At 54.2% G+C, this 20074-nt stretch carries 20 protein-coding genes; 8 read left to right on the top strand and 12 right to left on the bottom strand.

What is annotated here, in order from left to right; genetic code table 11:
- The first annotated feature begins 12 nt into the window (after positions 1 to 12).
- Positions 13 to 1350 (top strand): tetratricopeptide repeat protein, encoded by a 1338-nt coding sequence (locus tag C4520_15670; GenBank protein ID RJP17807.1) that lies wholly within the window; start codon positions 13 to 15, stop codon positions 1348 to 1350.
- 5 nt (positions 1351 to 1355) lie between these two features.
- Positions 1356 to 2486: a GNAT family N-acetyltransferase gene (locus tag C4520_15665; GenBank protein RJP17806.1), complete on the top strand. Its 1131-nt coding sequence runs from the start codon at positions 1356 to 1358 to the stop codon at positions 2484 to 2486.
- Here the strand turns inward: C4520_15665 and C4520_15660 are convergent.
- Complete coding sequence (locus C4520_15660) at positions 2478 to 3611, bottom strand: AI-2E family transporter (GenBank protein RJP17805.1); 1134 nt, start codon at positions 3609 to 3611, stop codon at positions 2478 to 2480. The two genes, C4520_15665 and C4520_15660, sit on opposite strands and share 9 nt — an antisense overlap.
- A gap of 351 nt (positions 3612 to 3962) precedes the next feature.
- Between C4520_15660 and C4520_15655 the strand changes: the two genes are divergently transcribed.
- Complete coding sequence (locus tag C4520_15655) at positions 3963 to 4457, top strand: PaaI family thioesterase (protein RJP17804.1); 495 nt, start codon at positions 3963 to 3965, stop codon at positions 4455 to 4457.
- A gap of 3 nt (positions 4458 to 4460) precedes the next feature.
- Positions 4461 to 5021, top strand: a complete 561-nt coding sequence (locus tag C4520_15650) for a hypothetical protein (protein RJP17803.1) — start codon at positions 4461 to 4463, stop codon at positions 5019 to 5021.
- A 26-nt stretch (positions 5022 to 5047) separates the two neighbouring features.
- On the opposite strand, the gene C4520_15645 is transcribed toward C4520_15650, so the two are convergent.
- Positions 5048 to 5569 carry a DUF2284 domain-containing protein gene (locus C4520_15645; GenBank protein ID RJP17802.1) on the bottom strand — a complete coding sequence of 174 codons (522 nt, stop codon included), beginning with the start codon at positions 5567 to 5569 and terminating at the stop codon, positions 5048 to 5050.
- Between the two features lie 29 nt (positions 5570 to 5598).
- Entirely contained in the window at positions 5599 to 6741 is a 1143-nt protein-coding gene (locus tag C4520_15640; protein ID RJP17801.1) for a Glu/Leu/Phe/Val dehydrogenase, read from the bottom strand.
- Positions 6742 to 6954: 213 nt separating this feature from the next.
- Here C4520_15640 and C4520_15635 point away from each other — a divergent pair, with 213 nt between their 5' ends.
- The 4 genes from C4520_15635 to C4520_15620 all read left to right on the top strand — a co-directional run bounded on the left by C4520_15635 (position 6955) and on the right by C4520_15620 (position 12717).
- The gene (locus C4520_15635; GenBank protein ID RJP17800.1) at positions 6955 to 7809 is read left to right on the top strand and encodes a serine/threonine protein kinase; all 855 of its coding nucleotides are present in this window, start codon (positions 6955 to 6957) and stop codon (positions 7807 to 7809) included.
- Between the two features lie 37 nt (positions 7810 to 7846).
- Entirely contained in the window at positions 7847 to 9823 is a 1977-nt protein-coding gene (locus C4520_15630) for a hypothetical protein (GenBank protein ID RJP17799.1), read from the top strand.
- 117 nt (positions 9824 to 9940) lie between these two features.
- A complete protein-coding gene (gene clpX, locus C4520_15625) occupies positions 9941 to 10993 on the top strand; it encodes an ATP-dependent Clp protease ATP-binding subunit ClpX (GenBank protein ID RJP17798.1) in 1053 nt (350 codons plus the stop codon).
- Between the two features lie 140 nt (positions 10994 to 11133).
- Positions 11134 to 12717: a hypothetical protein gene (locus tag C4520_15620; GenBank protein ID RJP17797.1), complete on the top strand. Its 1584-nt coding sequence runs from the start codon at positions 11134 to 11136 to the stop codon at positions 12715 to 12717.
- Positions 12718 to 12745: 28 nt separating this feature from the next.
- Here C4520_15620 and C4520_15615 read toward each other — a convergent pair whose 3' ends face one another.
- The 9 genes from C4520_15615 to C4520_15575 form a co-directional block, all read right to left on the bottom strand.
- Entirely contained in the window at positions 12746 to 13870 is a 1125-nt protein-coding gene (locus tag C4520_15615; protein RJP17796.1) for a hypothetical protein, read from the bottom strand.
- A gap of 261 nt (positions 13871 to 14131) precedes the next feature.
- Positions 14132 to 14341 (bottom strand): hypothetical protein, encoded by a 210-nt coding sequence (locus C4520_15610; protein RJP17795.1) that lies wholly within the window; start codon positions 14339 to 14341, stop codon positions 14132 to 14134.
- 58 nt (positions 14342 to 14399) lie between these two features.
- On the bottom strand, positions 14400 to 14705 hold the full coding sequence (locus C4520_15605) for a lipid A biosynthesis protein (GenBank protein ID RJP17794.1): 306 nt from the start codon (positions 14703 to 14705) through the stop codon (positions 14400 to 14402).
- Positions 14706 to 14707: 2 nt separating this feature from the next.
- A complete protein-coding gene (locus C4520_15600) occupies positions 14708 to 15412 on the bottom strand; it encodes a glycosyltransferase (protein RJP17793.1) in 705 nt (234 codons plus the stop codon).
- A 1-nt stretch (position 15413) separates the two neighbouring features.
- Entirely contained in the window at positions 15414 to 15686 is a 273-nt protein-coding gene (locus C4520_15595) for a hypothetical protein (GenBank protein ID RJP17792.1), read from the bottom strand.
- A gap of 6 nt (positions 15687 to 15692) precedes the next feature.
- Positions 15693 to 17243, bottom strand: coding sequence for a glutamine-hydrolyzing GMP synthase (locus tag C4520_15590; GenBank protein RJP17791.1), 1551 nt, complete (start codon positions 17241 to 17243; stop codon positions 15693 to 15695).
- Between the two features lie 162 nt (positions 17244 to 17405).
- Entirely contained in the window at positions 17406 to 18875 is a 1470-nt protein-coding gene (gene guaB, locus C4520_15585; protein RJP17790.1) for an IMP dehydrogenase, read from the bottom strand.
- A gap of 495 nt (positions 18876 to 19370) precedes the next feature.
- Complete coding sequence (locus tag C4520_15580) at positions 19371 to 19736, bottom strand: hypothetical protein (GenBank protein RJP17789.1); 366 nt, start codon at positions 19734 to 19736, stop codon at positions 19371 to 19373.
- Positions 19625 to 20074 (bottom strand): nitronate monooxygenase (locus C4520_15575; GenBank protein ID RJP17788.1); only part of this gene is annotated, 450 nt, incomplete at its 5' end. The genes C4520_15575 and C4520_15580, both read right to left, overlap by 112 nt.

Raw genomic sequence — 20074 nt, 5'->3', positions numbered from 1 at the left:
CACGTGCAAGCGATGAAGACCGAGTGCGAAATCAGTCTATGCATGATCGTCAGAAACGAAGCCAAGTTCCTCCCGCATTGCCTGCGGAGCGTCAGGGATATTGTCGATGAGATCATAGTAGTGGATACCGGTTCGTCGGACGGCTCACCTAAAATCGCGCGGGAGTTAGGGGCGCGGGTATATGAGCACGAGTGGAACGACGATTTCAGCAGCGCCCGCAACAGGTCGATAGAGCTCGCGCGCGGCCGCTGGATTCTCGTGCTCGATGCGGATGAGATCATCGCCGAACGCGACAAGAGGGCAATTGCCGCTCTGCTCAATGGCAGGGCCGCCGGGCATCTTTTCACCTATCGCAGTTATTCGAATGACAGCCGCGACGTTCGTTGGGTCTCGAATGACGGCTCATATGCGGAAGGAAACGGGTGGGACGGCTGGATTGCGGGGCAGGTGGTTCGCCTGTTCAGGCGGGATACCCGCATCCGTTTCGAAGGCGCGGTTCATGAGACCGTGGATTCCTCGATCAGGAGGTGCGGGGGGAAGATTGCGGCGACAGGCATAATTATTCACCATTTTCATGAGAAGAAGGGAAAGGAGAAGCTGCGTGAGAAACAGCTCCAATACTTGCGGCTGTGCGAGCGGAGTCTGCGCGTGCAGGCGCCGAGCGCCAAGGTTTTCTTTGATATGGGGCTGATTCGCCGGCACATCCTGAACGATTTACGGGGAGCGGCGGCGCTTCACGAACAGGCGCTGGAGGTGGACCCGGACCATGTTGATGCACGCATTGAACTGGCGCTGTTGTGCCATCTCCGGCAGGATGCAGCCGGCGCGGCGGAGCACCTGGCGAAGATTTTCGAGAAAGCCCCCGAGAATGCGCCGGCGTGGTTTTTATGTGGTATAATTCTTGAGCAACGCGGAAAAATCGACAAGGCGGTTCATTGTTACGAGCGGGCGCTCGCGGCAAATCCGCATCTTGTTGATGCGCGCGTAAACCTGGGAGCGCTTTGGGCGAAGGAGGGCCAATATGAAAAGGCCCGGAAAGAATGGATGATGGTTTACCGGTTGAATCCCTCCAACGCGAAGGCGCTGCTGAACCTGGGGGCGCTTGAGCTGCGCGAAGGCAAAACCGAAGCCGCGCAGCAGTTTTTTGAGAAAGCGCTTGCATCCTCGCCCGAAAGTGCGCCGTTGTGGAACAACCTGGGAGTTTTGCATGCCGGCACCGGGCGTCTTGATCAGGCAAGACAAGCCTTCAAGCGGGCCCTTGCGCTTGATCCTTCCCGCGAAGATATCAGCCGGAACCTGGCTGCTCTGAATATTCAGGCAGGCGCCGCCCGTCCCTCCGTTTCCACTTGATCTTTATGGCAAAGCGTACCGAACAGAAGGCCGGTTTTTCTTTTGACGGCCCCCGCTCAGTGAAGGCGGCGGAACACGCTTCTGCGATCGATCTTCTCAATCGGACTCTCCGCCCGGGAGGGCCTCCGTCGATTCTTCAGGAGTATCCCCTGGTTTTGAGCGAACGGAACCTGCGGAACATGCGCGTCATTGTGCATGACGGCCGGGTGGTTTCGCACGCGGCGGTTTATTTTTCCAATCTGCGAACGCAAGACGCGATTTTGCGAGTGGGATGCATAGGGTCGGTCGCGACCGATCCCGAATACCGCGGGCGGGGACTTGCCAGCCGGGTTGTTGGAGATTGCCTGGATCTGATGCGCGAGGCCGGATGCCATGTGGCGGTGCTGTGGACGCAGCGGCATTCCTTTTACCGGCGCCTCGGATTGGAGGCCGCAGGCTCCGAATATCTTTTCCGGCTGACGATAGCCGATATCGCGGATGAGCCGCTCTGCAGAGTGGCTCCGTACGATCCGAAGCATCTGGCGGGAATCATGCGCATCCATGAAGGCGAATCGCTGCGGACCGAGCGGTCACGGCGCGAGTATGAGGAGTATTTTTCGATTCCGAAGGCGAGGACGCTGGTTGGCCTGCGGGGAGATTTGGTCACTGCCTATGCGGTTTTGGGCAAGGGCGAAGACTTCAAGGGATGCGTCCATGAATGGGGAGGCGATCCGGCCGATCTCTTTCATCTTGTGCGGAAGCTGGCCGTATCGGCGGGATTGAAAGAGGTTCTGATTTTGGCCCCCGCAGCCGTGAATCCGTTTGTGGATGTGCTCATGAGCAAGCGGGTACCGTACCTGCTCGAGCATCTCGCAATGATGAAAGTAATCGATGCGGCTGCGCTCTCGCGGGTGGTCGATAGTTATTTTTTCCCGCAGGCATCGAGTCATTTCGGCATAATTTCAGATGATCGTGGGATATGGATTCATGTTGGCAAGGAGGGTGCTCATCTTGAGAGGGAAAACATGCTTGTTCGCCTGATGTTTGGGCCGGAGCGCGCGTCGGGCATCCTGAAGGCGGCGCCGCCGGATATGATTCGGACGCTCGAACGCTTTTTTCCGATCCCGCTGTTTATCTGGGGATTGGACTCAGTCTGATTCGCCTTCCTCCGATTTTGCGTCCGTCTTTCTCGTCTGAGTTGCCTGAATATCATCGCCCAAGACGTTTCTCACGTAAAGAATCCTCACCAGGACGATAGCGGTTGCAGTGAGCGGCGAAGCGAGGATGAGGCCGAAAATGCCAAACAGTATGCCGGCGACAACTTGCGCAATAAGAGTCAGCGAAGGAGGAAGTTCCACCGCCTTCTTTTCGACAATCGGCACCAGAAGATAGCTTTCAACCGATTGGATACCCAGATATAAGAGGAGCGCGTATAATGCCGAGTTCAGTCCCTGCGAAAGGGACAGGAGCAGGATCGGGATGTATGAGAGAATGGCGCCGATGTACGGGATGAAGGTAAGCGCGCCGGTGAGGGCGCCGAGCGCCAGGGGCAGAGGAATACCCAGAATCCACAGCCCGGTTCCGGTAAGAGTACCGAGAACAAACATTGAAAACAGCCTGCCGATCAACCACCACTGGAGCACGAAGGCGACGTTGTGCAGGATCTCGCGAGCATGCTTGCGCTTATCGATCGGGATCAATCGAAGGAATCCGCTTACATACAGGTCGGGATCAAAGGAGAAATAGATTCCTATAAAGATAATAATCAAGAATGCGCTGATAAATCCCAAAGCAGTTGAAAAAATGCCGGCGGCTCTTCCCGCGATATCGGTTGCGGAAGAAATCAGAGCCTCCGGGTCCGGCAGCGCGCGGAGGAACGTCCTTCCCACCTCGAATTGTTCCAGGGTCTCCTCGACCTGCTCGATTGCGCGCGGCAGTTCTTCGGCCAGTTGCGTGAACTGATTGATCAATGTGGAACTTACTAACCAGAGGGTCGCTCCAATGACGATCAGCAGGAAAAGATACGTAAGGAGCAGCGCCCATCCGGACGAGATGCGCAGCGTTTCGCTGACCCAATCTGACAAGCTTCGAACGAAGATCGTGACCAGGACCCCGGCGAAAATCAGGAGAAAAGCGTACGAGGCGAATATCAGCAACAGGACAAGGAGAGTGGTTGCGGCGACTATCCCCACCGCAATCAGGATTTTGAAGATGAACTCGGAGTAGCCCGGTTTCAGGTAAGGTCGTTCACCGGTTTCGGCTGCTTTTTCTTTGTTAGCCATAGACTTTCGCGCTTACGATGTGCGCCGTTTCCTCAGGGCAACAAAACGACTTTGTTAAGCCTGCTTAAATATCGCAAAGAGCGTAAGAGGAAGCAATTGCCGGGGCTGCAATTTAGGGCAGCATGCGTGGTATGATCATGAGCAGAGAGGGAGCGTCCGTGCGCCGACATCAGGAGGAGGATGGTTGGTTTTCCGGGTGCGGGCGGGGGTGGCAGTCATTTTAGGGGGGCCTCAGAAATCTGTGCCGCAGAACATAATAGGGATCGCAATACTCCTAACCGGTTTGGCGATTCGTTGTATAATATGATGCGGCCGTACGCAGACGAGGGATCGTAAGAGCGGCGGGGGTAAATGGGATTGGGCAACGACAAAGATGAAACTAATCCGATGGTCGAGGTTTTCCGCGCGATGATCGGGCGGAAGATTGACGGGGGACCGCCTTTCACCACGTGGTTGGACGGGCGCATCGTTTCGTGTAATCCGGGCGAAATGGAGATTCTGTACACGGTTCGGCCGGAAATGGCGAATCCGACCGGACTGCTGCACGGTGGAATGCAGGCGGCAATGATCGATGATCTCATCGGCATGACGTCAACGACCCTCGGCGAAGAAGGCTTCATGCTCACCATCGATCTTCACGTCAATTTTCTAGGGAAAGTGAAGGTAGGCCAGACAATCAAGGCACGCGCCAAGATCATCCGGTCCGGCAGGCAGATTGCGCATGCGATTTGCGAGATTATCGATGACGAGGGGACTGTGGTCGCTCGCGGCGAATCCAACCTGCTGAAGACGGGCTATGTCTCGCAATATCAAGCGCGGACGGATAAGTCTGCGGATAAGCGATAAGGAATGCTTCTTCAACTGTTAATTGTTGTCCTCATCATTGGGCTTCTGGTAGCCGGCCCTTCTTTTGAGAACATCCTGATAACGATTGGGTTTTACGGCGGCATAATCGGCTCGCTGGTCGTCGCCTTCCTGTATGCGGGGAGAGTTTCAGGCGGAATAGCCGATTTTCTCTCGGGTATTCCGGTGTCCGGGAAGACGGACCGGGCAATCGCGCGGGCCGAGCGCAGCGAGTTGGAACGCGGGTATGAAGAGGCGGTCAGGCTTTACCAGCAGATTATCTCGAAGGACAGGAAGAATCCCGCACCGAGGCTGAAACTGGCCGAGCTGCACTTCAAGCTGCGCGATTACGACAAGTATTTACAGCAGATGCACGAGATGCTGGACGCCTGCCGGAAGATGCCGATGAGCGAACGTTGCGCGTTGATAAATCGCATGGCAGACATTTATCTTCAGCGGAAAAAAGATCCTGCCGCCGCCGTCGAAATCCTATCGCGAATCATAGCTGAATTCCCCAAGACCAAATATGCCGGTTACGCCCGCGAACGGATTGCGGGACTGAGATAATTTTTCTCATAGCGCTGCTCGAGAAGTCATTCCACCAGAATCAGGCCGTGAAAAAACCATTCGTCTTCGGAATCTTTTTTGAGTTCGGCGGGGATACCGGCGTTTTTGAGGGTAGCGAAGACGTCGATGCCGACGGCCTCCATTGCAGGGCGCGCCTTTTCCGGGTTGCGGCAGTGTTCGGCGGGGTCGGTGCATTCGCTGCACAGGGGGCACGGTCCGCCGCGCAATCCGAGCGCGAGGTAATGCCCGAGCAGAAAGGCTTCTCGCTCGACCGCGACCACGATGTCATTGATCTCGTGGGGGCGTGTCTTCACGAGGATTCCCCAGCCATATTTGCGGAGCGCTTTCTCGAACTCGGTGGGAGGCGGCGTATTTGGCGGGCACATCTTGGAGGAATTGTAATTTGGACAGCCATAGAGGCATTTATAATAGACGCGCTCGTCGGTCACCACGTGTTCGATGGCAATTTTTTTGGCGACAACGGCGCCTTTTTCCTGCGCGAAGATTTCGAGGCGGTTGAGATCTTTTTGAATCGTTTCCTGGGCCATGTCTGATCCTTGTACGTTGTACGAAAAAACTAGAACCTTTGCTTGATTTTTGCCAACTCCTCTTCCGCGATTTTTTCGGCGGCTTTGCGGGGGAGGATTTTTTTGCTGTGGGACATCTCGAGCACTCGCGCAGTTGCGGTCCGAATCCGCTGAGCGACCTCCTGCAGGACCTCGTGCGGATCGAACTTGCATTGGCCCGAAAGGATGAGGCCAAGTCCGCAGGCCGCGCCCGCGTTGGCGATGAAGTCGGGAATCAGCGCAACGTTCATTTTTTGCAGATGTTTTTCGGCCTCTGCGGTTACCGGGATATTGGCCGCCTCGATCACGAGTTTTGAGGAGATGCGGCGCACGTTGTCCTTGTGGATTGCGTCGGCGATGGCGGCCGGAATCAGTATCTGCGCGTCGACGGCCAGCCAATCCTCGCGCGGCATCTTTGTGTAATCGAATTCAAGAACTGCCCGGTTTATCGCGCCCAATTCGTCGCGCGCCTTCAGCAGGTGCTCGACCGGAATGCCTTCCGGACGATAGATGGTTCCATTGATATCGGCGACCGCGACAATTGTTGCGCCTTTCTGGACGAGGAATTGAGCGGTGCCGGCGCCGACGGTGCCGAAACCCTGGATGGAGACGGTGGCGCCGGCGAGTTGAATTCCGAGGCGGCCGCATGCTTCTTCGGCGCACTCGGCGATTCCGAAACCGGTCATAATCTCCTCGAGATTCGATTCATCCGAGAACATGTCGAAGTCATCGGGCAGATCGACGGTGAACCCTTTAGCCGACATCTTTCGTTTGGCCACGGCGACCGGATTGAGACCGGCCGCCCGGTAGAGATTGAGAATGTCAGCCTTAATTGTTCCCATATCCTCACCGACGAGATAAATCGAGGATAATATCGGCTGGAGCAGTTCGCCGAAACGGGCGATCACCTGCGCCTTGTCGGGGCGGCGAGGATCGGCGTCAATTCCGGATTTGGCGCCTCCGAGCGGGATTCGAGCCGCGGCGAATTTATGGGTCATGGCGCGGGCGAGGCGGCCGACCTCGCGCTCGGGCAGTCCTTGCCGCATGCGCAAACCACCCGCCGACAGGCCGTTGACAAGCGAATCCACAACTACGTACCCCGTAAATTTCAGCGTCTCATCATGTACCTGCAGCCGATAGAGCGGTTTTCTCACGAGGATTCCCTCACTTTCTGATTAATGCAGGAATCGGCAAAGGTAAAGCATTGCAGGGAATAATGCACTATCCTAACAGGCGCACGCTGCAGCGCGCAAGTTTTCCGCGCTTATTTTGCCCGCGATGCTGTTTTGGTGTTTATTGACACTTTTTTGGATGTCGTGCTAAAATAGCACCACTTCCTACCCAAATCAACCAGCAGGGCGAGAGTTATGGCCGAAGAAGTCTATGTCGAAAAGCGGATTGAAAACTTCCGAATCCTGGCTGAAATCGGCCGCGGCGGCATGGGCATCGTTTATAAAGCTCTCGACGAGAAGAAAGACCAGCTTGTCGCCATTAAGGTTCTGCCGCCGGATTTTTTGGCAGACCGGCGAAAAGCGCAGTATCTTGATCATGAATTCAAGATTGCGCTCGAGTTGAACCATCCCAACATCATACGCTTCTACAGGCTCATTAAGGCTCAGGTTCCCGGGAAAAAAGTGAAGCAGGGCTTCCTGATCATGGAACTGGTCGATGGCTGGAATATGCGGAGGCATATACAGGAGCAGGATCTGACCACTTTTCAAGCGGTGGACCTGATCATTACCGTCTGTAATGGGCTGGAGTATATTCATCAGCATAATATTGTCCACGGCGACATGAAACCGGAGAACATTCTCATTTCGCGTTCGGGAGCCATCAAGATCGCAGACTTCGGGTTATCGCAGGCAGACAGCTTCTTCCGACTCTCGCGAGACAAATTGCGCGGAACGAAGAGGTACATGGCACCCGAACAGCTGACGCGAAAGAAAGTGGACGTGCGGACGGATATCTATTCGCTCGGCGTATCCTGTTATGAATTGTTTGCAGGGCAGTCGCCCTACACGGGCAAAACGGCCGACGAGATAACCCGCGAAATAATCGACCGGCGTATTAAACCCACCCCGCCTTCAAAAGTCAAACCTAGTCTCCACCACTACCTTGACAAAGTCATCATGAAGTCGCTGGAGAAGAATCCGGCAGACAGGTATCAGTCAATGCTGGAAATGGTTCTTGATCTGAAGCGCCTTTCGCGTTCTCAAATCTGATTTTTCCAGAAAGAGAGTTACCGGCCCAAAACTCCTCATGATTTACCGTCTGAAAAGGATCGCCGTTTCTGCGGGCTTAATCGGCTATTGCGGACTTGGCTGGATATTGATGGAGGAGGACTATTTCACGCGGGGCCTGGAGAATTCGACGATCCAGCAGGCGATCCACCTGGGGTTGACCGGCCTGCTTGTGCTGGGAGTGATTCTCTGGAAAGGGCATGCTCTCGAGAGAGGGATCGCGCGCCTGTCGGCGCTTCCGGCACGCGAGGCAATTGCCCCATTTGTTGCCACGTTCGGCGTCTTCTTGACGATGGTCAGTTATCCGCGGAGCCAGGCGGTTCTTAACGGGATCGCGTGGGGATTGATGGAAAGCACGCGCCCATTTGTGCAGCAGATGTTTCTGACGGGGGCGCTTGTCGGAATAGCCGTGCTGATGGTCCTTTGTTTGGAGACTTTCGTCCGAGGTCTTTCCCTGAAGGTTCAAAGGGTGGTGTTCGGCAGTCGGAGGAACCGATTTCTTGCGACCTCGGCTCTCCTGGTTTTTCTCGCCACAAACGCGGTTTCCTCTTTTCAGTTTCGCCACCTTCCCATTCTCCCCGAAGAGGTTGGGTATTTGTTCCAGGCGCGCATTTTCAGCGACGGGGGCATCTATGCGGAGGCTCCGCTGCTGGCCGAATTTTTCGCATTTGGCAATATCATCATGAGCGACAAGTGGTTTTTGCCTGCGCCGCCGGGTTTTCCCCTTCTTCTTGCGGTGGGACTGCTTGTAGGAGCCCCCTGGATCGTTAATCCGATTTTTGCTGCGGCGAGCTGCGTGCTTTTGTTCCTGTGCGCTCGAAAAATGTACGGAGAAGATATTGCACGAGGATCCGCGATCTTAATGATCCTTTCGCCGTTCATTTTATTTCTCCTGTCCTTGTATCTTCCGTACAGCCCCCTTATTTTTTTTCATCTTCTTGGCGTTTATCTTTTAACGAAGGGAGTGGAAGGAGGGATTCGATCATCCTTTTTCTTGAGCGGTCTGTCGTTTGGGGGCGGGGTTTTGATTGATCCCCTGATCACTTTTGCGGTTGTGTTCCCATGGATTTTATACCTTGCGGTATTTTTCTGGAGGCGCCGAACGGGACTTTCCTGCGCCGGCGCACTTATGATAGGCGTCGTTTTGGCGTTATGTCTTTTTTACTTATATGGTTTCGCTGTGGGAAGAAATTGGCCGGTATTCGATCCGTCATTCGGGAGCGGGTATCATGCGGGTTTTTTTGCATTTCCGTTCATGGACTCGATTCGGGAAACGGCGCAACGGCTTCTGTACGGAATGGTGAACCTGAACAACCGGCTGCATTATGTCGGGATCTATCTGCTGGGCTGGCCGGTTTTCTCGCTGATTTTCGCTGCGGTTCCCTTTGCGCTTGCGCTGAAGAACAGGTGGGACTACCTGCTTCTGGGCAGCGTGCTCTCATTATGCCTGGTTTTCCTATTCTTTTTTCATGAGAATTCCGCATTTGGTCCGCGGTATTATTGTGCGGCAGGTCCGTTCCTGCTGATACTGGTAGCGCGCGGGATCGACGTGGCGCCTTCGTTGTGGAGCCGGCTGACCGGAAGGGAAGACCTCGATCTGTCGCGGCTGTTTCTGTCGATACTGATCTTTCTCTGTATCGCGTTCAATCTCGGGTACTTCCTGCCGTCGAGACTGCGCCTGTACAATGTCTCATCTCTCATTCACAAGCAGTTGCCGTCGCCATTACAGCAGCATGTGGAGGCGGCGCGCGCTGACAACGCAATTGTTTTCATCAACGATTTTCCGTTCCGCATGGCATATGGCGCCGGGTTCTGGCTGAACGAGCCGTCGCTTGCAGGGAACGTGATTTATGCGCGAGATCTCGGCGAAGATAATCAACTGCTGATGCAGCAGTATCCCGGCCGAAAATATTATCTGTATACCGCCATGAGCGATTCCTTTCAGGAAATGGTGCTTGTTCGCAACTTCCGAGCGGCTTCAACCGCCTCCCCATGAGATTCGATTACGGAATCGCGATAAAACTATTTCTCTCAAGTTGACAAAGCACCTGGCGAGTGTTAGTCTTTGATAGGATGCATGGTCATCATGCAGTGAAGTAAGGAGTATCGAGGTATGAAGACCGCCCGCCGTGAACATTCCAACCTTCTCACGCCCGCCCAAATCTACGAGCACTTGAACAGTTACGTGATCGGCCAAGAGTGGGCGAAACGTGTAATCGCGATTGCAGCCTACAATCATCAGAAGCGGGTTCTTACGAAGAAGGACGACAAGCCGAACCCGATCAAGAAATCGAACATTCTGATGATTGGCCCCACGGGATGCGGGAAGACCCATATCGCGAGAAATCTGGCAACGATACTTGAGATGCCGTTTACTGTGGTCGATGCGACGGAATATACGGAAGCCGGCTATTACGGCAAAGACGTCGAAGTGATGATTGCCGAACTGCTCTTCAAGACCGGCGGCCGAACTGAGGAGACCCAGAAGGGGATTATCTTCATCGATGAGATTGACAAAATAGCGCGCCGCAGCCATGGCGCCCGTACCGGCGCGGGCAGCCGTGACATAGGAGGCGAAGGTGTGCAGCAGGCCCTCCTGAAACTGCTGGAGGGTTCGGAGATTTTTGTTCCCATGAACGTCACCCAGCACTGGAGCAAACACGACTTTGTGCTTGTCGACACCTCTGAGATCCTTTTCATTTGTGCGGGCACATTCTCGGATATGCCGCTTATACAGCGCGAGAGCACCCGGGTGGGTTTTCGGAGTTTGCGGGGGATCGAGAGGGAAAAGCGCAGGAAGATTTCGACGGACGACCTGCTCGAGTACGGCATGCTGGCGGAATTCGTTGGGAGACTGCCGGTCCTTGTGGAGCTCGAGCCGCTGACTGCGGAAGAGATGATGCGGATTCTCAAGGAACCGCCGGACTCAATTTTGAAGGAGTATGCTCACCTATTGAGTATAGATGATATCGAATTGAAGTTTACTGAAGGCGCCCTTGAACTGGTGATCGGGCACGCAATGAAGACGAAGATGGGCGCGCGTGGATTACGGGGCATCCTCGAGGAAGTTATGCATGATGTCATGTTTGATGCGCCTGCCTCACGAGGGAAGAAGGTAACCGTCAGCAAAAGATTTGTCGAGAGCAAGTTAGTCGCATCCGGATGACCGGCAAGAGAGAAACAGATTGCTTCCTCATGTCGGACGAAGCTTCAGCTTTCGCGACCTTCATGAAGTCCCGTCATTGAAATCAATTTTCCTTATGTGTTATAAGTAAATGATGAAATAATGAGCGTCCTTTTTTGAGAATGGGTGGGCGAATAAAACGTTTATCTGCCGAGGAGGCGGCAATAAGTATCTTGCCTGTTTTGCAGGATCAAAGAGATATTACGAGGGATGTGGATAAGGCGCCGGCCTCTGTTGTACGCGTTCTTAAGCATATCCTTCTGTTGTTTTCTCCAGCATATATCGGGTTGTATCTCATCATTGCCTTGTGCAGGATCCGGTACCCTTTCCAATTGGAATGGATGGAAGGCGGGGTTCTGGAGCATGTCAGGCGGATTCTTTCCGGCGAACAACTGTACGTGAGGCCCTCGCTGGACTTCATTACCTTCTTGTATACGCCATTTTACTATTATCTCAGCGCGGCTGTATCCAAAGCGACCGGTTTCGGATTTTTCCCGCTCAGGCTTGTCTCTCTTCTTTCATCGCTTGCAAGTCTTCTGTTCATTTTTCTAATCGTCAAACGGGAGACCGCGAGCAGATTTGCGGCGGCCTTGGCCGCCGGCCTTTTTGCCGCCACTTTTCACATAAGCGGCGCGTGGTTCGACATTGGAAGAGTCGATATGCTGTTCGTGGCGCTGCTGTTGCCTTGCATTTACCTGATCAGGTTCAAAGAGTCGGCTTATTCATTGATGCTTGCTGGACTTCTGGTCTCCCTGTCCTTCCTGACCAAGCAACTGGCGCTGTTCATCTCTTTGCCGATGGCGGTCTACTGCCTTCTCGTTCACCGCACTCGCTCACTCTATTTCATCGGGGCAGTTGCCGGCGTCTTCGGCATAAGTACCGTCTTGTTCACGTATCTGAACGATGGGTGGTATCTCTACTACATTTTCAGCTCCCCCCGCCGCTTGGAAACACTCAAGAACATGTTAACTTACTATTGGACCCACGATCTGTTTTTTGCCCTTCCCATAGCATGTTTCCTTTCACTTTGGTATCTCGTCAAGCGGGATATCCGTAGTCCGAAGCACAGATTTTTTTATACTGCGATAGGAATAGGAATGATTGGGGTGCCGTGGCTCTCCAGATTCAAGCACGGCAGCTATCTGAATGTCCCGATGCCGGCATACGCCTTCATCTCGATTCTGTTTGGCATTGCAATCCATGATCTCTTCCAATGGTGCTCGACTCTTTCGAGGAAGAGGAAGACATTCGCCGAGATCACGACTTGCTGCGCTTTATTGGCGCAGTTTTCGATTCTTATGTATGATCCGTTTCCGCAAATTCCCGGCAAGAATGACCTGGCGGCGGGAAGGAAAATCGTGGATACGTTAGCCCAAATGGAAGGTGAGGTTTTTATTCCGTATCATGGTTACCTCGCTTCGCTGGCAGGCAAGAGAAGCTATGCCCACGCGATGGCGGTGGACGATTTCCTCAGAACCACCGGAGAACCGGAAATAGCGCAATTTGTTTGCGAGACCGAACAGGCATTACGGGAGGGCGCCTTTTCGGCGGTGATCCTTGATTCGGACCCATTGATGACGGGGTGGTTGCGCGAGAGGCTGCAGCATTATGCAGTCGCCACGCGGCCGGTTTTTGAAGATGACTCGGTGTTTTGGCCGGTTACCGGGTTGAGAACTCGGCCTCAGTTGATCTATATGCTGCGGTAATGCGTTCTTTCTTGGGACTCAAGCCTGATCATGTTCGGAGATCAGTTTCCCGTAGCTTGCGGCCAAGAAGGCGGCTAGTAGTCTTTAACAGGGCTTCGTGAGGACCGTCGAAGTGGTGGATATCGAGCGGGAAACGCGCTCGTTCTCCCGGCAAAAGCGCGAGTGCGGGCGAGGAACATTCGAGCTCATAAAAGTCGCCGATCTTGCCGTCATCGTTGTACGAATTCACGACATCGCCCGAATAGGGATGCTTCTGCAGTTCCCACAGCGAATTGACGTATGCCATGCGCCGCCGGACGGGGAACCGCCAGACGGTGAGCAGATTTCTTGTGAAGTCGATGCTGCCCAATGTGGCGGACGCTCGGGATCGCGAAAGTCCTATTTTTGAGCGCTCCTTGCCATCCGCACGGAAGACGAGATAGCCGTCGTTTTCCCGAATCATCAATCTATGGCGTGAGAGGCCGCTCGGACTGAAATAGGTATCGGTCACAATTTTTTTGGCGCCGCCTTTTTCAAATGGCGCGATGACGAACGCATGTGCGCTTGGCATGTACATTCCCAGCATCCAGATGCTGACGAGTCCGGTTTCGCGACGCATCGGCGCGCTTGAGAGGTTTTCGAAGCACATCTCGCAGCGATAGCCGAAATGTCTCAAACTGGCGGATTTCTTTTTGGGAGGCAGTGGCGATCCGATCAACCCGATCCGGCACGAGACGCCGATATGGAAGCGAGTGCCGGAGGCGTTTTCAAGCCGGCATTCCGCCCCAAGGAGAGCGGCTGAACCTTCGGTATCTTTCGGATAGAGCACGTTGAATGACTTGCCATTGTACTCCTCCGGTATGCGCCAGGAATCGAGATCGAATCTGTTTGTTCCGGGCGGAAAGGCGAGCCCGTATTGGCCGCCCTCAGGCCCGATCCACCAGCGGAGGGCGCCGCCGTACGCGTTGAACTGCGGGTTTCTCCCCTTGTTCGCGATCGCCTCCTCCTTCACGAATCCGAAGTTCTCGCCGCCTGGTCCGTCGAGCGAGACTGCTATGATTCGCCCGGAGAGGTCGGGCGCGATAAGGAGGCATCCTTCATCCGGTTTCCGGCGCAGAACCAGAGTTCTCAATCCGTGCGATGCGAGGAGGCGCCTGGTTCCTTCGAAGGTCATACCTTATCCTCCGCAGAGAGCGATGTGATTATGGATTCTGAATAATGCTGCTTCGGAATCTGTTCCAGTACTCCCGAAGTCAAAGTCATCAAGAGAATTGGCCCATGGATCGGCAAAGAAGGGCAGTCGCTCCAAGCGTCATCAGCCAATGGCGTGGCGAAATCGAGAGCTTGTCGAAGAACGGAGACGCGAAGCCGGCCGCCGCAACGATATCCGGCGAAACTGGAACGTCCGTTGACGAAACGCTGTAACCTGCCGCGCCTATTCCTTGAGTCCGATAAGGTCGCTCGCCTTCTCTTTTCGGAGGGTCAGCTTGCCCTCGCGCGCAAGCCATCCGATTGCCATATTAGCGAGCTGAGGAGAAATTTCCGCCGATTTCGGGATTCTGCTTTTCGGCATAGGTCCGTTCGCCTTCAGGAGTTTCCAGATGCTTCCCGCCGCTTCTCCAATTTCTTTTTCCAGTAGTTCCATTTGATCAACTCCTCGCTTTTCAGACAAACACCGGTCCGGCACATTCTGCGGTGACGGGTCAACTTTCTGCAAATTCACTGTGTCGTTTCCGATAAATCAGCATCAAGTTTCGAATATAAATGAGGAATCCGCTTGCCTGCCCGACAATGAAGACGGGATCACGGATGTGGATGGCATACGTGAACAGGATGGCGGAACCGCTGAGGCTGAGGAACCAGAACGCAATGGGGATTACGCTTTCGTGGCGGCGTTCCGACGCGATCCATTGCACGAGAAATCGCATGAAGAAGACGGTTTGTCCGAGAAAACCGGCGGACATCCATATCCGGTCGGCCAGGCCCAATCGCATCCATTGCTCAAGCATGCTTACCGCTCCTCCTCGATTTCGTAGCGAAAGTATCTTTTCTTCATCCACCTGACGGCCAGCAGATCGAAAAATGCTTTCACGATACGACTACGAATATTATATTTTGAGGCGCCGAATTTACGTGGGCGGTGATTAACGGGGACCTCGGCCACGGTGTAACCTGCGAGCTTGACCAGAGTGGGCAGGAAACGGTGCATCCCCTCGAACAGTTTCAGGTCCTCGACGCATTGACGTTTATACACTTTCAGTGAGCATCCGACATCGAGAATCTGTTCATTGCTCAGCTTGTTTCGGACGAAATTTGCGACGCGGCTCGAAACGCGGCGAACAAGGTTGTCGTTTCGCTTGCGGCGCCAGCCGCAGACGACGTCGCAGGTGTTCAGCTTTTCCAGCAGGCGCGGGATGTCGTGCGGGTCGTTCTGCATATCGGCGTCGAGGGTGACAATGATATCGCCGCGCGCATTTTTGAATCCTGCGGCCATCGCCGAAGTTTGCCCGCAGTTACGTTTGAAGCCGATGAAGCGGACCTCGCGGTTTTCAGCGGCGAGTTGGCGCATTACCTGGCGCGTGCCGTCGGTGCTGCCGTCATCGACAAACAGGATCTCGAATTCAGAGCCCAGCGTGTGCATTACCTCAAGCAGTTCGTCAACCAACGGGCGAATCGATTCCATTTCGTTATAGGCGGGGATGACGACGGAAATCATTTTACTCTTCTTTTGATGGAGTCAACCTGCTTCCGCATACGGGGCACCACAAATGGCCGTTCCTGTAAAGTTCGGCGTTGTGGTAATAGGAGGTTGTGATCTCCGGCCGAAGCTCCTCCATCGCTTCATGATATTCCCGTGATCCCCGCCGAGGGATTTCCCGATTGCGCTCAGCGAGAAGCCGGAAGCATTCTATTTCAAAAAAATATTGAGGGACCTCCGGCGCAACGAGCGCGCCGCAGCAGCCGCATTGGACGGGGCCTCCGTGAGTCATCGTTCGCTACTCCCATTCAATGGTGCTCGGCGGCTTCGAGCTGATGTCGTAGACGACGCGATTTACTCCGCGCACCTCATTGATGATGCGGCTGGACATTCTCGCCAGCACGTCGTGAGGGAATCGAAACCAGTCGGCGGTCATGCCGTCCATGCTGGTGACGGCCCGAATGGCGACGGCATTTTCATAGGTGCGGGCGTCGCCCATCACGCCGACGCTGCGCACCGGCAGCAGGACGACGAACGCCTGCCAGATGTCGCGATAGAGGCCTGCCTTTCTGATCTCGTCGATGGCGATGGCATCGGCCTCACGCAGGGTATCCAGGCGCTCGCGATTTACTTCGCCCAGCACTCTCACGGCGAGCCCCGGCCCGGGAAACGGGTGCCGCCAGAGGATGTCGTCGGGGATTCCAAGCTGCCGGCCGACCTCGCGAACTTCGTCTTTGAAAAGTTCTTTGAGCGGCTCGATCAGCTTGAAATTCATATGTTCGGGAAGCCCGCCGACATTATGGTGTGTTTTAATTGTGGCGGAGGGTCCGCGGGTCGAGCGGCTTTCGATGACGTCGGGATACAGCGTTCCCTGTGCGAGGTATTTGAAGTTGCCCAGCCGTCCGGCTTCTTCTTCAAATACCCGAATAAACTCGTTGCCGATGATTTTGCGCTTCTTTTCCGGGTCTTCGACGCCTTCGAGCTTCTGGAGGAACCACTCCTCGGCGTCAACGACGTCCAGATTAATGGAGAAATGCTTTCGAAAAACATTTTCCACCAGGTGCGGCTCGTTCTTTCGCAAAAGGCCGTTGTTAACGAAGATACAGTGGAGTTGATCGCCGACGGCCTTGTGGAGGAGCACAGCCACCACCGAGGAATCGACGCCGCCGCTGAGCGCGCACAAAACGCGGTCTTTACCCACCTGTTCACGGATATTTTGGATGGTAGCCTCCGAGAACGAGCCCATGTCCCAGGTCGGTCGGCATTCGCAAACGCGGAACAGGAAATTACGCAGAATATCGATTCCGCGCGGAGTGTGAACGACCTCCGGATGGAACTGAATTCCGTAAATCGGCTTTGCTTCATGTTTGATGGCGCAGACGGGTGAATTTTCGGAGATTGCGATGTTAAGGAAGCCGGGGGGTAATTGGTCCACCCGATCTCCGTGGCTCATCCAGACTGTCAATTCCGATTCAAGCCCATGGAAAAGCCCTTGCGGATCGAAGTGGGTGATAATAGCTTTGCCGTACTCCCTGTGGGAGGCCGATATGACTTTTCCGCCCATGATCTGTCCGATCGCCTGCAGGCCATAGCAGATGCCGAGAATGGGAAGATCTAATTTTAGTATTGCCGGATCTGGCAAGGGTGATCCATCCTCGGGCACGCTTGCGGGGCCGCCGGACAGGATAATGCCTTTCGGTCGCATTTCTTGAATCGCGGCCGCGCTGAGGTCAAACGGATGGATTTCGCAGTAAACGTGGCATTCGCGCACGCGACGCGCGATCAACTGGCTGTATTGCGAGCCGAAATCAAGAACAAGAATACGTTGTGAATGAGGATCAGTCTGCATATCGGGAAATTCCGCATGGCGCAAAATCGGAAGCGGCTTAAAGCAACGGTTTCTTGATCGAGTACATTCCGGGGACAACGGTTATTTCAAAGCGAGTCGGGGGTTTTCCTGAGAGCCTATATGTTCAGGATTACCAGAATTTCGATCTGATGCCGTTGGTCTTTAGAACCGCTGGTAATTAGGCGCCTCTTTTGTAATCGTGATGTTATGAGGATGACTTTCGAGCAAGCCCGCATTTGTGAGTTTAATAAATCTTGCTTTTTCCTGGAGGGAAGGGATGTCTTTCACGCCGCAGTATCCCATCCCGGACTTGACGCCGCCGACGAGTTGGAAGACGAAATTGGCAAGTGAGCCGCGGTAGGCGACGCGGCCTTCGATGCCTTCGGGGACGAGCTTGTCCATATTGAATTCGTTTTCTTGGAAATAGCGGTCTCTGCCGCCCCTGCTCAATGCTTGTAATGAACCCATTCCGCGGTAGACTTTATAGCTGCGGCCTTCGTATATCATGATTTCGCCCGGGCTTTCCTCGGTTCCGGCAAAGAGATTTCCGATCATAACCGCACTCGCGCCCGCGGCGAGCGCCTTGGTTATATCTCCCGAATACCGGATGCCGCCGTCGGCGATAACGGGGACCCCATGAGCCTTGGCGACCCTGGAGCAGTCGTTGATCGCGGTTATCTGCGGCATGCCTGCGCCCGATACGATGCGCGTCGTGCAGATGGAGCCGGGACCGACTCCGACCTTGATGGCGTCGGCGCCGGCCTCGATGAGTTCAAGGGCGCCCTCTTCGGTGGCGACATTACCTCCGATGATATCGACGCCGTCGAAATCCAGTTTCAGCTTTCGAACCGTCTCAAGAACGCGCGTAGAGTGGCCGTGAGCCGTGTCAACGGCAATCACGTCAACGCCCGATTGGATGAGTCTTTCGGCTCGCATCAGCGCGTCGTCGCCTGTTCCTACCGCCGCACCGACACACAATCGGCCATAGGTATCCTTGCAGGAGTTGGGATACTCCATGATCTTTCTGATGTCTTTGATGGTAATCAGCCCGCGCAGGTACTGCTTCTCATCGACGAGCAGCAGCTTTTCAATGCGATTCCGGTGAAGGATGGCTTTTGCCTGCTCGAGGGTGGTGCCGACGGGCGCCGTGACCAGGTTTTCCTTTGTCATCACTTGTGAAATGGGGCTGTTGTAATCGTCCTGGAACCTCAGGTCTCGATTGGTCAAGATACCGACGAGCTTTCCATCTTCGGTCGTTATCGGCACGCCCGAGATATGATATCGCGCCATCAGATCGTTAGCTTCACCGATCCGGTTATGCGGGCGCAGGGTAATGGGATCGGTAATGACACCGTTTTCCGATCGCTTAACCCGGTCGACCTCGATCGCCTGTTCATTTATCGGGAGATTCCGGTGGATGATTCCGATGCCGCCTTCCTGCGCCAGCGCGATTGCGAGGCGAGCCTCGGTGACGGTGTCCATGGCAGAGCTGACGATGGGAATTCTGAGGGAAATATTGCGCGTGAGTTTTGTGCTCAGATCCACCTCGCGCGGCAGGATGTCCGAGCGGGAAGGCACCAGGAGCACGTCGTCGAAAGAAAGTCCTTCGCGGATATTATTCAAATCAACCATGCATGGCCTTTCGTTTAACTGCGAGTGTATATTACAACAGTATATCAGGCAGGCCATGCTGTAATTCCCCCGCCGTTTGATCAGACTATACTGAATGGCATAGGTAATGTTATTACCACCACATTTGACATGGTATCGGAAAAACCCGGCGTTACTGTTTCAGGTACGGTAATCGGTATGAATGGAAATCTGGCTGAAAATGATGACTGGAACGGGAACAATTCCATACTTATAAAAGGCACAAAGGAAAGCACCGTAACATTTAATCACAGCGTTGACGGTCTCGGGAGAGTAACGGAGCTGCGGGGTGACGATTTCAATGTGAGGATTGCGAGCTGGTATGAGTTGAATTAGTTGTTGGTTTTTGGTTTTTAGTTTTTAGTTTTTTTATTCCTCTTAAAAGCTGATGAGTAATAATAGTTTATAGTTATCGGTTATCAGTTGTCAGTTTTTGTTCTTCCTGATAACTGACAACTGATAACTGACAACTGATAACTATTGCATCTTTAAATATTCCCGTAAAACCACAGACGGGTGTTTTACTGAAATACCCGTTCCGTCTTTTATCTGAACTTTACAGGTCCCGCAGTCGGTTATCACTAAAGAGGGACCGGTGTCTTTTATGGCTTTAAAGAGGTGTGAGCCTATTTCCATAGAAAGCCTGTGTTTTTCCTTTTTAAATCCGTAAGACCCGGCGATTCCGCAGCAGTAATCATCCACTACAATCAAATCTTTTACGGCAAATTCTTTTAAAAATTTTGCTGCCGGATAAAGGCATCGGCTTCGCGCATGATGCGGTCTATCAGTTCCTTCACCGTCGGTATGTCGTGGATCAGGCCTGCGACCATGCCGCAGCTCCAGGCGCCGGCTTCCATTTCGCCATCCTGCATGATCTTGGGGTAGACGCCGGCGACCTGTTGAATGATGTCGGTGATGGCGAGTTTGTCGCCTTTCTCGCGCTCGATCTGCAGGATGCGTTCGACGCCCGAGTTCATCAGCACGCGCTCGGTGTTGCGCAGTCCGCGCATCACCAGGCGGGTATCGAGTTCGGAGGCGGCGACGATGGCCTTTTTTACGTTCTCGTGGACCGGCGCTTCTTTGGTTGCGATAAAACGCGTACCCATGTTCATGCCTTCCGCACCGAGCGCGAGTGCAGCGACCAGGCTGCGTCCATCGGCCATGCCGCCCGAGGCGACGAA

This window comes from Candidatus Abyssobacteria bacterium SURF_5, from assembly GCA_003598085.1.
Lineage (GTDB): Bacteria > Abyssobacteria > SURF-5 > SURF-5 > SURF-5 > SURF-5.
This window is presented reverse-complemented; position numbering and strand designations above follow the sequence as displayed.